Raw genomic sequence first — 13,681 nt, forward strand, 5'->3', positions numbered from 1 at the left:
ATGTCGATGCAGACGGGATTGGTGACCTCGACCACGCAACTGCGGACCTACGCACCCGCGACCGATGTCAGCGTCGCGGCGCCGGCGCCGCGGCTCGAGATCGCGCGCGCGGAGCCGGGGACGGCGCAGCACAATCTGCGCACCGAGCCCGGGCCGATCCGCTTCATCATCATCGCACTCGCGATCACCTTCCTCAGCGTCTTCGTCGTGCTGCCGCTGGTCGTGGTGTTTGCGTCGGCGTTCTCGAAAGGTGTCGGCGCGTATCTCGCGGCGCTGGCGGAGCCTGAGGCACTCGCCGCCATCAAGCTGACGCTCTTGATCGCCGCGATCTCGGTCACGCTCAACCTCGTGTTCGGGGTGATCGCGGCCTGGGCGATCTCGAAGTTCGAGTTCACCGGCAAGACCTTCCTTATCACGCTGATCGACCTGCCGTTCTCGGTCTCGCCAGTGATTTCGGGCCTGGTCTACGTGCTGCTGTTTGGCGCGCAGGGCTATTTCGGGCCGTGGCTGCAGGCGCATAACGTCCACATCCTGTTCGCGGTGCCGGGCATCGCGCTGGCGACGATCTTCGTCACTTTCCCCTTCGTGGCGCGCGCGCTGATCCCGCTGATGCAGGAGCAGGGCACCCAGGAAGAGGAGGCGGCGATCTCGCTCGGCGCCTCCGGCCTGCAGACCTTCTTCCGCGTCACGCTGCCCAACATCAAATGGGGCCTGCTGTACGGCGTACTGCTCTGCAACGCGCGCGCGATGGGCGAGTTCGGCGCGGTGTCGGTCGTCTCCGGCCACATCCGCGGCGAGACCAACACGATGCCGCTGCTGGTCGAAATTCTTTACAACGAGTACCAGTTCGTCGCCTCGTTCGCGATCGCATCGCTGCTCGCGATGCTGGCGCTGATCACCCTGGTGGCGAAAACCGTTCTCGAACGGCGGCTCGACGAGGCAGAGGTGCCCGATGGCGATTGAAGTCAAGAATATCGTAAAGACGTTCGGCAGCTTTGCCGCGCTCGATAATGTCGACCTCAAGGTCGCCGACGGCGAGTTGCTGGCGCTGCTCGGTCCGTCCGGTTCCGGCAAGACGACGCTGCTGCGCATCATCGCGGGCCTGGACTGGCCCGACTCGGGCGAGGTCGCGATCGACGGCGAGAATGCGCTCTCGCGCGGCGCCAGCGAGCGCCAGGTCGGCTTCGTGTTCCAGCACTACGCGCTGTTCCGCCACATGACGGTGTTCGAGAACGTCGCCTTCGGCCTGCGCGTGCAGCCGCGCGCGATCCGCAAGGACGAGGCGACGATCCGTGCCCGCGTCAAGGAGTTGCTCGACCTGGTGCAGCTCGATTGGCTGGCCAATCGCTATCCCAGCCAATTGTCCGGCGGCCAGCGCCAGCGCATCGCGCTGGCGCGCGCGCTCGCGATCGAGCCGCGGATCCTGTTGCTCGACGAGCCGTTCGGCGCGCTCGATGCCAAGGTGCGCAAGGAGCTCAGGCAATGGCTGCGCTCGCTGCACAACGAGATCCACGTCACCTCGATCTTCGTCACCCATGACCAGGAAGAAGCGCTCGAAGTCGCCAACCGCGTCGTGGTGATGGACAAGGGCAAGATCGAGCAGATCGGCTCGCCCGGCGAGGTCTATGACAATCCGGCGACCGCCTTCGTGCATGGCTTCATCGGCGAATCCATCGTGCTGCCGGTCGACGTCGCCGGCGATGCGGTGCGGCTGGACGGCCGTCCCCTGAACATTCCGGCTTTGGGCGCGGCGTCGGGCGCGGCAAAACTGTTCGTCCGCCGCCACGACATGGCGGTCGGCCCGGCCGGAACCGGCGCCCTGGAAGGCGCCATCCGGCACGTCCGCTCGTTCGGTCCGATCCAGCGCGCCGAGGTGGCCCTGTCGGGGAGCGAGGGCAAGACCGTGATCGAGATCGACGCCCCCCGCGACCGCGAGCTCCAGGCCGGCGAAATCGTCTCGCTGCAGCCCCGCCGCTACCGGATCTTTGCCGCCCAGGAGTAGGCATCCGGGCGACGGTTCCTGACCACATTCACCGTCATTCCGGGGCGGTCCGTAGGACCGAGCCCGGAATCTCGAGATTCCGGGCTCGCTTCGCGCCCCGGAATGACGGCATTTCGCAGCCAAAAGTTAGCCCCTGTTCACCATTCAGCCACGGTTGGTATGCAACAACGGCGGGCCAATCTTTGGGGGTTTTCTTACAGTGAAACGGACGACGGTCGCCCTGTTCGGGCTTCTGCTGCTTGCCGGCTGCGGCACGGACACCAAAATCCCGGAAGAACCGACCATGTATCTCAACATGGCCCAACCCGGCGCTGTCCTGGATAGCCAGGCGGCCGCGATCATGTTTTCGCAGTATCGCCAGAACAATGGTCTTGGCACCGTGGTGGTCGATCCGGACCTGACCAAGCTCGCTGAGCAGCAGTCGCAGGCGATGGCCGCCCGCAACAAGATGGACCATGACGTAAAGGCCCCGCTCGGCAAGCGGCTGCAGGCCGGAGGCTATCCCGCCACCGTCGCGGTCGAGAACATCTCGGCCGGCTATCACACGCTGGCAGAAGCCTTTTCGGGCTGGCGTGATTCACCGCCGCACAAGGCCAATATGCTGAAGAGCGGTGTCACAAAAATGGGCATCGCGGCGGTCTATGCTCCCAACACCAAGTACAAGGTGTTCTGGACGCTCATTTTGGCGGCAACCTGATCTCGATAAATTCCGCGTGATCTAACCCCATAATCTCGCTGATTGACGCCGCGGCGAACTGTCGCCACGGTTGCGGCCCAAGTCGTTTTTGAGCGAACGGTTACGAATGGATACTTCCGACACCGCGCCTGCCTCGACGCCGGCGCAAGCGCAGCGCGTGCTGGTTCTTCAGGGCGGCGGCGCGCTCGGCTCCTATCAGGCCGGCGCCTTTCAGGCGCTCTGCCACGCAGGCTTCGAGCCGGAATGGATCGCCGGCATCTCGATCGGCGCCATCAACGCCGCGATCATCGCCGGCAACGAGCCGGCCGAGCGTGTGCCGCGGCTGAAGGAATTCTGGGAGATGGTGTCGGCGCCGGTGCCGTGGAATCCGGTCTCCAACCATGAGCGCGCCCGCTCGCTGTTCAACGAGACCAGTGCCGCCATCATCGCGACCTTCGGCGTGCCCGGCTTCTTCACGCCGCGGATTCCGCCGGCGCCGCTGTGGCCGCCTGGCAGCTCGCAATCGCTGAGCTATTACGACACCGGGCCCTTGAAGAAGACGTTGGAGCGCCTCGTTGATTTCGACCGCATCAACGATCTGAAGACGCGCCTGTCGGTTGGCGCGGTGAGCGTCACCTCGGGCAATTTCCGCTATTTCGACAATTACGAGTTCAGGAAGCTCGGCAAGAAGATAGGCCCCGAGCACATCATGGCCTCGGGCGCGCTGCCGCCGGGCTTTCCGTCCGTCGTCATCGAGGGCGAGCATTATTGGGACGGCGGCATCGCTTCCAACACCCCGCTCGACTTCGTGCTCGACGAGGAGACCAGCCGCGATCTCCTGATCTTCCAGGTCGATCTGTTCAGCGCGCGCGGGCCGTTGCCGGAGACGCTGCTGGAGGCCGCCGAGCGCGAGAAGGACATCCGCTATTCCAGCCGGACGCGGATGAACACCGACAAGAACCGGCAGATCCACAACGCCCGCATGGCGGTACGCGACCTGATCGGCAAGCTGCCCGATTACCTGAAGAACGATCCGTCGGTCGAGCTGCTGCGCAAGGCGTCCAAGGAGAACACCGTCACGGTGGTTCACCTGATCTACAAGAGCAAGAACTACGAGAGCTCCTCGAAGGACTACGACTTCTCCCATGTTGCGATGGTCGAGCACTGGGGCGCGGGCGTCCGCGACGTGCATTTGTCGATGCGTCACAAAGAATGGCTAGAACGGCCGCAGTCCGGGGAGACCATGGTGACTTACGACCTCACGGGGGATGAACCCACACCCCCCGCAAGCAAATAGGAGCGACCGACAATGGGTACGTTGACAGGCAAGACCGCCGTTGTGACCGGCTCGACCAGCGGCATCGGATTGGCGATCGCGCGCGCCTTCGCCGGTGCCGGCGCCAATATCGTTCTCAACGGCATGGGCGTTCCGGCCGATATCGAGAAGGAGCGTTCCGGCATCGAGACCGACTTCAAGGTCAAGGCCGTGCATTCGCCGGCCGACATGACCAAGCCGGCCGAGATCGCCGAGATGGTTGCGCTCGGCGAGAAGACCTTCGGTTCGGTCGATATCCTGGTCAACAATGCCGGCATTCAGTTCGTTGCGCCGATCGAGGAATTCCCGCCGGAGAAGTGGGAAGCGATCATCGCGATCAATCTGTCGTCCGCGTTCTACGGCATCCGCGCCGCGGTGCCCGGCATGAAGAAGCGCGGCTGGGGCCGCATCATCAACACCGCCTCGGCGCACTCGCTGGTCGCTTCGCCGTTCAAGTCGGCCTATGTCTCGGCCAAGCACGGCATCGCCGGCCTCACCAAGACGGTGGCGCTGGAGCTCGCGCAGCACAAGATTACCTGCAACTGCATCAGCCCGGGCTATGTCTGGACCCCGCTGGTCGAGCACCAGATCCCGGAGACCATGAAGGCGCGCAACATGACCAAGGAGCAGGTCATCAAGGACGTGCTGCTCGCCGCGCAGCCGACCAAGGAGTTCGTGACCTCCGATCAGGTTGCGGCGCTTGCGCTGTTCCTGTGCAGCGACGATGCCGCGCAGATCACCGGCTCCAACTACTCGATCGACGGCGGCTGGACCGCGGAGTAATTTTTCCGGCGGGATTTGGCGGCCTCAGAACAAGCCGGCCCTGATTGGATCAGGGCCGGCTTTTGTTTTGGGGCTGCAAGCGTCGCCATCGCCTGGAGCCATCGCTTTTGGCGAAATTTTGCAACTTTTTCCGATCGGATTCAGGACGATTTGGCACGCCGTGGGATGATGGCATGGGCATTCCTGACGAGGAGCAAATCGGATGGAGCAGCGGCAGGCAAATAACGAGGTGATGGGCGAGCCGCATTCCGAGCTTCGGCCCAGCTCCCAGCTACGGCTCAAGGGCCAAGTGGTCCTCGACGGGAGCGCCGGTTACGACGAGGCGCGCAAGGTCTGGAACGGCGCCGTCGACAGGCGGCCGGCCATGATCGCCTACTGCGCGGATACCCGGGATGTGGTCGAGGCTGTGACATTCGCGAGGTCCCGCACGTTCCCGGTGGCCGTTCGCAGCGGAGGCCACAATGTCGCTGGCCTCTCGGTCTGTGACGGCGGCATGGTCATCGACCTGTCCCGGATGAAGCGCATCGATGTCGATCCGGTCCGGCGCACCGCGCGCGCGGAAGCCGGCCTCGATCTCGGCGAATTCGATCGTGCCACGCAGGCGCACGGCCTGGCGACCACCATGGGGGTCAATAGCGACACCGGCATCGCCGGGCTCACGCTTGGCGGCGGCTTCGGCAAGCTCGGGCGAAAATACGGGTTGACCTGCGACAACCTGATTGCCGCCGAAGTGGTGACAGCCGAGGGACGGGTTTTAAGGGCCAGCGCGACCGAACACCCCGACCTGCTCTGGGGCTTGAGAGGAGGCGGCGGCAATTTCGGCATCGTGACTGCGTTCGAATACCAGTTGCATGCGATCGGCACGTCGTTGCCCGTCGCGTCAACGCTTTATCCTTACGATCAGGCGCGCGAGGCCATGCAGTTCTACGATGAATTCGCCCGCAACGCTGCCGATGAGGTCAACGTCGATGCGGCCCTTGTGACGCTGCCGTCGGGCGAGCGGTTCTTCAACATCTCCGGTTGTTATGTCGGCTCGCATCATGACGGTGAGCGCGCCCTTTCGCCGATCGTCAAGTTCGGCTCGCCCGTCGAGACGCGCCTCGCAACCGTTCCCTATCTCGAGATTCAGTCAGGCGGCGATGCCCTGTTTCCGCGGGGACGTCGCTATTACTGGAAGGCGCAATTCCTGCGCGAGATCGGTGCCGGCGCGATCGACGCGCTGCTCGACGCCTATGCGAGAGCCCCCAACACCTCGTCCTTGCTGGTTCTCCAGCATGTCGGCGGCGCAATTGCACGGGTTCCGGTATCGAGCTCGCCTTACGCAAACCGCGATGCGGCGTTCGACTGCTTTCCGGTCGCGATCTGGGACGATCCGGCCGGTGACGAAGCGAACATGCGTTGGGCGCGCGAGCTGTGGAGTGCCGTCAGGCCCTATTCGACCGGCGGCGTCTATGCCAACAACCTGGGGGATGAGGGCGAAGACCGCGTGCGCGATGCCTATGGTGAAAATTACGCACGTCTTGTCGCGCTCAAGAACAAATACGATCCGACGAATTTCTTCCGCCTGAACCAGAACATCAAGCCGACGACATAGTTCTGGGCATCGGAGAAAATCCAAATGCGAAGCCGCTGGACCATTCTTGCTGCTCTGTTCGTCGCTCGTGCCACCATCGCCTTTCAGTTTCAGAGCGTCGCGGCCATCGCGCCACAGCTCAGCCAGGGTCTGGGCGCGAGCCTGGCCGATATCGGCGTTCTGATCGGGCTCTACTTTGCGCCGGGCGCCTTGCTTGCCTTGCCTGGCGGCGCGATCGGCCGCCGCTATGGCGACAAGGTGGTGGTCCTTGCCGGTCTCCTGATGATGCTGGCAGGCGAACTGCTGATGACCACGTCGACGTCGTGGAGCGTGCAGATCGCAGGCCGGCTGACTGCCGGCATCGGCGGCGTCCTCCTGAACGTCCTGATGACCAAGATGGTCGCGGACTGGTTTGCCGGCCGGGAAATCGCCACCGCGATGGCCATTTTCATCAACTCATGGCCGGCCGGCATCGCAGTCGCTCTCATGCTGTTGCCGGCAATCGGAGCCACGCTCGGACTCCATGCCGTCAATCTTGCCGTCGCCGGGGTGATCCTGATCGGTCTCGGCCTCATAGCTCTGGTTTATCGCGCGCCGGATGCGGCCGTCGCGGTTGAAGGCGAGCCTAGCAGCCTGACCGCCGACACGATCTGCGCCGTGATTGCCGCTGGGCTGATCTGGTGTCTCTACAACATCGGTTTTGCGATGATCTTCAGTTTCGGTCCATCGATGCTGGTCGAGCAAGGCTGGTCCGGCGCCGCAGCCGGATCAACCATCAGTATCGTGCTCTGGCTCGCCGCCCTTTCGGTGCCGTTGGGCGGCTTCCTCGCCGATCGGACCAGGCGCGGCGAGGTCATCCTGATCACGGGCTGCATCGCCTTCGCGCTTCTGACACTGCTCTTGTCGCGCAGCGGCACGGTGCTTCCCGTCGTCATTGCTCTTGGAATCCTCTGCGGCCTGCCTGCCGGTCCGATCATGAGCCTGCCTGCGCGCGTGCTCGAGCAGAGGACGCGGCCGATCGGAATGGGAATATTCTACACCGTCTTTTACGCCGGCATGCTGGCTGGACCTGCGATCGGAGGAAAGCTCTCCACCGCGGTCGGCTCCGCGAGCGCGGCGCTCGACTTCGGCGCCGCCGTGCTGCTGGCTTGCCCGGCCGTTCTGTGGTTCTTCCGACGCATGGTTGCCGGCCACTCTTGGAAGCAGGCGGACATCAGGCGCGCCTGACCGGCGCAAGGCTGAACGCCGTTAGGCGGGTTTTCCAGTCCGGCGGCGCTCATGCATCGCATGATGCCGCGCCGGCCGAATGCTACGGCGCCGTCCGCCGCTTGCCGAACGCCAGCACGTGCAGCCCGAGGCGCGAGCGCACGACATAGAACAAGAGGATCGTCTCGAAGGTCAGCGACAGCGAGGTCGAGGCGGCGGCGCCCATCCCGCCGTAGCGGGGGACGAGGGCGATGCAGAGCCCGACATTCATCAGGAACGACACCGCATAGGCGGTCGCGCAGATGCTCTGGTGGCCGAGCATGTTCAACAGCCGCTCCACCGGCCCGATCGCCGAGCGGACCACGAGGCCGATCGCGGCGACGAACATGATGCTGTAGCCGTCGACGAATTTCGGGCCGAACAGCCACAGCAGCGGCTTGCCGAACACCAGCAGGGCGACGGTCGCGAGCAGCGAGGGCCAGAACGTCCAGCTGATGGCGTGCGCGACATAGGCCGACAGCCGCTCCTTGTCGCCGAGCGCGTTGTATTCGGCGAAGCGGTGCGCCGTGGTCGCCGCCATCGCGTAGTGCACGAACGACACCAGCGCCAGCGTCTTCACCACGGCGAAATAGATGCCGACCTCCTCGGACGAGCGGAACTGCTGCAGCATCAGCACGTCGGTGTAGCCGAGCAGCAGATAGAAGCTCTCGACCAGCATGATCGGCAGCGAGATCGCGAACCAGCCCTTGACGTCGTAGCTCTTCTCGCCCACCCCGAGATGGGCGGTGAGGCGGCGGTTGAGCACGACCATCTGGCCGATCGCCGCGATGTATACCGCGGCGGCGCTCGCGATCATCGCCGCGGTGGCGCCGAGATTGAGGCCGAGCGCCAGCGCGCCGGCGGTCAGCGCGATGATCAGCCCCTGCCGCACGATGAACTGCGGCATCAGGCCGAGCTGCATCCAGTCATGCGCGCGGGAGATGCCGTCCTGGGTGTTGGCGACGACGAAGGGCGGCAAGGTCAGGCAGCCGATATAGAGCGGCAGCACCGCGTTGGGATCGATCCAGGGCGAGGCGAGGTGGATCACGCCGGCGAGCAGTAGCGCGACGATGCTGGACGTCGCAAGCACCACCCAGCGGCCGCCGGAGAGGAAGCCGCGCAGCGCCGCAAGGTCGCCGCGCGCGCGGTATTCCGGAATGATCTTCTGCGCGGAGGGCGCGATGCCGAAATCCATGGTGCTGCCGAGCAGCAGCACCCAGGTCCAGACATAGACGTAGATGCCGTAATCCGAGCCGCTCATCCAGCGCGCCAGCAGGATCTGCGCGAGATAGGCGATGCCGGCGCTGATGACGCGGATGGCGAAGATCATGCCGGCGAGGCGCTTGGTGACTGACGCCTCGTTGGTGCCGCCGAGCGCGCGCGCTGCGAGGCCGCGCAGGCGTGCGGCCCGGCCCAATGGCGCGGAGGTTGCCGATTGTGTCTCCATCACAGCCAAGGCGGAAAATTCCTAAAGCGCCGCGTGGCGGCAATGGCCTCCGATCTATCAACGAAACGTTAAGATTGGGTTCGGTGACGCACCTCTTCGGGGGCGTCCCGGGGCAGTGCGAAGCACTGAAACCGGGAGCTCGAGATTCCGGGTTCGATGCGCTGCTTCACCCCGGAATGACCCTACGGCTCAATTCAAATTGATATTGAATTCGTAGCTTTTGTCGCCGCCGACCAGCGTCAGCTTCAGCGCGGCGCCGTCGGCCTTGGCGCCGGGCGGCAGGCCGTCGAGCTCGAAAGAGAAACGCTTCACGCCCGGCGGCGCCTGCGCAACGAGCTTGGGCACCGGCAGCGCCCAGTCGGGCGTCGGCCCCTCGACGAACAGGCTGAGGTCGCGGCTCTCGGGCGCGCTGACATCGACCAGCACGTTGTTCTTGCCGTCGCGCTTGACGTCGCGGATCGAAAACGGGATCGGGTCGCCGATATTGGCGGGCTTCGGCACCGCGTTGAGCGCTTCCGAAAGCGCGGCGTCCTCGGTCGAGGCGACGCTCGCGAACGCCAGCTCGGCCTTCGCCTCCACCGGTACGCACAGCTTCTCGCACACCGCGTAGTTGATGTCGGCGCGCAGCACCAGCGGCTTGTCGGGATTCTTCGCCACGATGCGCAGCGGCAGCACCACCTGGTGCTTGTAGCCGAGCGAGGTGCCGCCGGCGCCGTCGTCGAATTGCCGCGGCGCCGGCCACATCACGGTGACCGCCTCGACGTTATCCGACCTGGAGAAATCGAACCGCGGCGGCACGCCGGAATCGCCGGGCGTCCGCCAATAGGTCTTCCAGCCGTCCTGCAATTGGAACGCAATGCCGCCAAGCAGCACCGCGCCGCTGCGCGATCCGGCGAGCAGCCGCACCGCCGAATGCGTGTCCTGTTGCCACGGCGAGGCGTCGTCGGCGCGGACCTCCGTTGCCATACATGCGAAGGAAAACAGGGCGGCAACGCCAAATGCGGCACGCAAGGGAACTATGACGATCATGAGACGTCTTTACCCGCAACTTTCGGTGCAAACCATTGAATTGCTTGTGATGCATCGCCGCACGGCGGTCGATGGTTGATTGACAGAACCGCCACCCGATATCAGGATGCCAAATCAGCAGGAAAGGCCTTTGCGGATGCGCCCTGAAGGCAAAACAGGCAAGACTCGCAAAACCGCCGCCGGCAGAAGCCCGGCCGTCGGTGTCCATGCCGCCGAAGGTGGCTATCTCGACGGCCAGATGCTGATCGCGATGCCTGTCATGAACGACCCCCGCTTCGAACGCTCCGTGATCTACATGTGCGCGCATTCCTCCGAGGGCGCGATGGGCATCATCGTCAACCGTCCCGCCGGCAGCATCGATTTCCCCGGGCTACTGGTGCAGCTCGACATCATCGAGAAGTCGGACCAGATCCAGCTGCCCGAGAATGCCGAGATGATGAAGGTGATGAAGGGCGGCCCGGTCGATACCGGCCGCGGCTTCGTGCTGCATTCCAGCGACTTCTACATTCAGGATGCGACGCTGAACATCGACGACGGCATCTCGCTCACCGCGACCGTCGATATCCTGAAAGCGATCGCCAAGGGCGCCGGGCCGAAGCATGCGATCCTCGCGCTCGGCTATGCCGGCTGGGCGCCGGGGCAACTCGAGAACGAGATCCAGCACAATGGCTGGCTGCATTGCGACGCCGATCCGGAGCTGATCTTCGGTACCGACGTCGACGAGAAATACGCGCGCGCCTTGCGCAAGATCGGCATCGAGGCCGGCATGCTGTCGAACGACGCGGGCCACGCGTAGGCTGTCGCTGAGGTCGTCGACGATCCCAACGCATTCTCAGTGTCGTCCCGGCTTTCGCCGGGACGACACCAGTAGTTCTGCCTACTCCGCCGCTTCCTGCGCGACCGTCGGCTGGGTGCCGGCCACCGTGGCGCGGCGCATGTCGCGGGGCTGCGACTGGTCGTAGCGGCGGACGCGGTGCACGGTCTGGCGGTTGTCCCACATCACGAGGTCATGCACCGTCCATTTGTGCACATAGACGAATTCGGGCTGCGTCGCGTGCTCGGTCAGATCGCGCAGCAGCAGCCGCGCCTCCGGCATGCTCATGCCCCTGATGGCGCCGGCGTGAGAGGACAGATACAGCGACTTGCGGCCGTGCACCGGATGCGTGCGCACCAGGCGCTGCAGCACCGGCTTGAACATCTGCTTCTCCTCGTCGGTGTAGTCGAGGAAGCCGAGCGAGCCGCGCGAATACATCAGCGAGTGCTCGCAGATCATGTCCTCGATCTCGGCCTTGGTCTCGGCGTCGAGCGCGTCATAGGCGGCGCGCATGTCGGCGAATTCGGTGTTGCCGCCCTTCGGGTTCACCACGCGCGCCGACAGCAGCGAGAATTTCGCCGGGATCGGCCGGAACGAGCTGTCGGAATGCCACAGGCAGTTGCCGAGGTTGAACAGATGGGTGCGGTGGTCCTTCGGCAGCGGCTTGCCGTCCTTGCCGAGATTGCTGACGTCGTTCAGCCCGGAGGCGAGGCGGTAGTCCTGCTTCTTCGTCACCGTGCCGCCGCGCGCATCTTCGCGCTCGCCGAAATTCAGCGCGAATGCCATCTGCTGCTCGTCGGAGATGTCCTGGCCGTGGAATACAAGCACGGCGTATTTGTCCATGCCGGCCTCAATGTCGATCGCTTCCTGCTTCGTCAGCGGCTTGCGCAGATCGACGCCGGAAACCTCGCCGACGAAATGCTTGTGAAGCTGCCGGATCAGGACCGTCATTGGCGTATCTCCCCGTCTATCGCGGGCGGTTTTCCCGCTTCATTTGACGGGAAGGCTACTCGACGCGCGCGCGCTGTCAACGCTCGCGGGCCGTGCGCGGGTCAGGCATTCCGCGCCATCAACCCGCCGTCGACCGGAATCACGGCGCCGGTCAGGAACGATGCGGCGGGCAGGCACAGGCTCAGCGTCATGTGCGCGACCTCTTCCGGATCGCCGTAACGGGCGAGCGCGGTGCGGCGCTTGGCGTAGAGCGTCTTGTGCTCCTCGGAGATGCGGTCGGTGATGGCGGTGCGGATCGGGCCCGGGCAGATGCAGTTCACGGTGATGCCCTCGCGTCCCAGTTCCACCGCGAGCGAGCGGGTCAGGCTGGTGACGCCGCCCTTGGCCGCGGAGTAGGGGCTGTGCAGCGTGGTCGCGCCGAGCGCCTCGGTCGAGGCGATGTTGACGATGCGCGGCGAGCGCGACTTGCGCAGGTATGGCAGTGCCGCGCGGATGATGCGCGGATGCGCCGTCAGCATCACCGCGATGCCCTTGGCCCAAGCGTCCTCGTACGCGGGATCGTCGATCGGCACCCGCACCGAGATGCCGGCATTGTTGACGATGATGTCGAGCCCGCCGAAATGCGCGGCGACGTCGTTGACGACTTTGGTGATGGCGTCGCGATCGCCGACGTCGAGCGTCCAGGCCTTCGCCGAGCCGCCGCTTGCCGAAATCTCCTTCGTCACCGCCTGCGTGCCTTCTTCGGTCAGGTCGGTGACCGCGACATTGGCGCCTTCATCGGCAAACACCCGCGCGGTGGCGCGGCCCATGCCGCTGGCGGCGCCGGTGACGAGAACGGTGAGGCCCTTCACCGAACGGCTGAGCTGCTTGTATTCGGACATGACGGACCCCCGTTGATTTTCTGCGTTGTGAGAGACGGCAACGCTGGCACCGATCGCAAGATACGTCAAACCACTGATCCCATATCGGCATGCGCGCAGCGCGTTAACGCAAGTTTCCCGGTTGGCTTTCCGAGAAGGATCATGCTCAATCAAGACAACAGCACGAGAGAGGAACGCGCGATGAACGAGCTCGATTTCGGCGGCAAGCAAGTATTGGTGGTCGGCGGCTCCAGCGGCATCGGCAACGGCATCGCGCAGGCGTTCCGCGCCAAGGGCGCGCGCGTCGCGATCTGCGGCACCCGCGCGCAGGCGAGCGACTATTCCGCCGAGGAAGGCTCGCATCTCGAGGGCCTCGCCTACGCGCAGCTCGATGTCAGCAACCCGCAGGCGATCGAGGCCTTCAGGCCGTCGTTCGACCGGCTCGACGTGCTGGTGCTGGCGCAGGGCGCGGTGATTTACCGCCGCGGGGAATTCGAGATGGAGGGTTTTCGCAAGGTGCTCGAGGTCAACCTGATGAGCCTGATGGCCTGCGCGACCAAATTCCAGGCGATGCTGAGCGCAGCTAAGGGCTCGCTGATCATCGTGAGCTCGACCGCGGCCTATCATTCGACCATGGGCAATCCGGCCTACAACGCCTCGAAGACCGGTGCCGTCGGGCTGACGCGCACGCTCGGCGAGGCCTGGGCGGAGAACGGCATCCGGGTCAACGGCATCGCGCCCGGCCTCGTCGACACCAAGATGACCAAGGCGACGACGGCCAATCCGAAGCGTCTCGAAGGCGCGCTCGATCGCATTCCGCTGAAGCGTCTCGGCACGCCCGCCGACATGGCCGGCGCCGCGCTGTTCCTGGCCTCGCCGCTTGCCTCCTACATCGTCGGCCAGACCATCGTCGTCGACGGCGGGCTGATCCTGTAACCGCAGGAACCTGCGCGCCGTTTCCCGGTTAGCTTCCGGACAGATCAGGG

The 13,681-nt window shown here is 64.8% G+C and carries 13 protein-coding genes; 9 read left to right on the forward strand and 4 right to left on the reverse strand.

Going from position 1 to position 13,681, the window contains the following annotated elements:
- The 7 genes from cysW (at position 1) to ACVMIH_RS31925 (ending at position 7,576) form a co-directional block, all read left to right on the forward strand.
- A complete protein-coding gene (gene cysW / locus ACVMIH_RS31895) occupies positions 1-963 on the forward strand; it encodes a sulfate ABC transporter permease subunit CysW (RefSeq protein WP_375166529.1) in 963 nt (320 codons plus the stop codon).
- Positions 953-2,002, forward strand: coding sequence for a sulfate/molybdate ABC transporter ATP-binding protein (locus ACVMIH_RS31900; protein WP_028342240.1), 1,050 nt, complete (start codon positions 953-955; stop codon positions 2,000-2,002). Before cysW ends, ACVMIH_RS31900 begins: the two co-directional genes overlap by 11 nt.
- A 199-nt stretch (positions 2,003-2,201) precedes the next feature.
- The gene (locus tag ACVMIH_RS31905) at positions 2,202-2,699 is read left to right on the forward strand and encodes a CAP domain-containing protein (protein WP_028334729.1); all 498 of its coding nucleotides are present in this window, start codon (positions 2,202-2,204) and stop codon (positions 2,697-2,699) included.
- A 106-nt stretch (positions 2,700-2,805) separates the two neighbouring features.
- On the forward strand, positions 2,806-3,975 hold the full coding sequence (locus ACVMIH_RS31910) for a DUF3734 domain-containing protein (protein WP_456783385.1): 1,170 nt from the start codon (positions 2,806-2,808) through the stop codon (positions 3,973-3,975).
- Between the two features lie 12 nt (positions 3,976-3,987).
- Positions 3,988-4,776, forward strand: coding sequence for a 3-hydroxybutyrate dehydrogenase (locus ACVMIH_RS31915; protein WP_057016155.1), 789 nt, complete (start codon positions 3,988-3,990; stop codon positions 4,774-4,776).
- Positions 4,777-4,978: 202 nt separating this feature from the next.
- Complete coding sequence (locus ACVMIH_RS31920) at positions 4,979-6,370, forward strand: FAD-binding oxidoreductase (protein ID WP_456864550.1); 1,392 nt, start codon at positions 4,979-4,981, stop codon at positions 6,368-6,370.
- A 24-nt stretch (positions 6,371-6,394) separates the two neighbouring features.
- Entirely contained in the window at positions 6,395-7,576 is a 1,182-nt protein-coding gene (locus ACVMIH_RS31925; RefSeq protein ID WP_076824940.1) for an MFS transporter, read from the forward strand.
- A gap of 82 nt (positions 7,577-7,658) precedes the next feature.
- Here the strand turns inward: ACVMIH_RS31925 and ACVMIH_RS31930 are convergent, their stop codons facing one another.
- A complete protein-coding gene (locus tag ACVMIH_RS31930; RefSeq protein ID WP_253588176.1) occupies positions 7,659-9,050 on the reverse strand; it encodes an oligosaccharide flippase family protein in 1,392 nt (463 codons plus the stop codon).
- A 180-nt stretch (positions 9,051-9,230) separates the two neighbouring features.
- Positions 9,231-10,070, reverse strand: a complete 840-nt coding sequence (locus tag ACVMIH_RS31935) for a protein-disulfide reductase DsbD domain-containing protein (RefSeq protein WP_057016158.1) — start codon at positions 10,068-10,070, stop codon at positions 9,231-9,233.
- 136 nt (positions 10,071-10,206) lie between these two features.
- Here ACVMIH_RS31935 and ACVMIH_RS31940 point away from each other — a divergent pair, with 136 nt between their 5' ends.
- Entirely contained in the window at positions 10,207-10,866 is a 660-nt protein-coding gene (locus tag ACVMIH_RS31940) for a YqgE/AlgH family protein (RefSeq protein WP_057016159.1), read from the forward strand.
- 81 nt (positions 10,867-10,947) lie between these two features.
- On the opposite strand, the gene ACVMIH_RS31945 is transcribed toward ACVMIH_RS31940, so the two are convergent.
- Complete coding sequence (locus tag ACVMIH_RS31945) at positions 10,948-11,835, reverse strand: TauD/TfdA dioxygenase family protein (RefSeq protein WP_057016160.1); 888 nt, start codon at positions 11,833-11,835, stop codon at positions 10,948-10,950.
- 101 nt (positions 11,836-11,936) lie between these two features.
- Entirely contained in the window at positions 11,937-12,716 is a 780-nt protein-coding gene (locus ACVMIH_RS31950; RefSeq protein ID WP_456853494.1) for an SDR family NAD(P)-dependent oxidoreductase, read from the reverse strand.
- A gap of 180 nt (positions 12,717-12,896) precedes the next feature.
- Here ACVMIH_RS31950 and ACVMIH_RS31955 point away from each other — a divergent pair, with 180 nt between their 5' ends.
- Entirely contained in the window at positions 12,897-13,631 is a 735-nt protein-coding gene (locus ACVMIH_RS31955) for an SDR family NAD(P)-dependent oxidoreductase (protein WP_057016184.1), read from the forward strand.
- Positions 13,632-13,681: the final 50 nt, after the last annotated feature.

Source organism: Bradyrhizobium sp. USDA 4503, from assembly GCF_054055815.1.

Bases quoted from the DNA above. Each gene is read 5' to 3' on its own strand.
- ACVMIH_RS31910 (WP_456783385.1), top strand. From the start codon at position 2,806: ATGGATACTTCCGACACCGCGCCTGCCTCGACGCCGGCGCAAGCGCAG.
- cysW (WP_375166529.1), top strand. From the start codon at position 1: ATGTCGATGCAGACGGGATTGGTGACCTCGACCACGCAACTGCGGACC.
- ACVMIH_RS31920 (WP_456864550.1), top strand. From the start codon at position 4,979: ATGGAGCAGCGGCAGGCAAATAACGAGGTGATGGGCGAGCCGCATTCC.
- ACVMIH_RS31945 (WP_057016160.1), bottom strand. From the start codon at position 11,835: ATGACGGTCCTGATCCGGCAGCTTCACAAGCATTTCGTCGGCGAGGTT.
- ACVMIH_RS31940 (WP_057016159.1), top strand. From the start codon at position 10,207: ATGCGCCCTGAAGGCAAAACAGGCAAGACTCGCAAAACCGCCGCCGGC.
- ACVMIH_RS31915 (WP_057016155.1), top strand. From the start codon at position 3,988: ATGGGTACGTTGACAGGCAAGACCGCCGTTGTGACCGGCTCGACCAGC.
- ACVMIH_RS31925 (WP_076824940.1), top strand. From the start codon at position 6,395: ATGCGAAGCCGCTGGACCATTCTTGCTGCTCTGTTCGTCGCTCGTGCC.
- ACVMIH_RS31935 (WP_057016158.1), bottom strand. From the start codon at position 10,070: ATGATCGTCATAGTTCCCTTGCGTGCCGCATTTGGCGTTGCCGCCCTG.
- ACVMIH_RS31955 (WP_057016184.1), top strand. From the start codon at position 12,897: ATGAACGAGCTCGATTTCGGCGGCAAGCAAGTATTGGTGGTCGGCGGC.
- ACVMIH_RS31900 (WP_028342240.1), top strand. From the start codon at position 953: ATGGCGATTGAAGTCAAGAATATCGTAAAGACGTTCGGCAGCTTTGCC.
- ACVMIH_RS31950 (WP_456853494.1), bottom strand. From the start codon at position 12,716: ATGTCCGAATACAAGCAGCTCAGCCGTTCGGTGAAGGGCCTCACCGTT.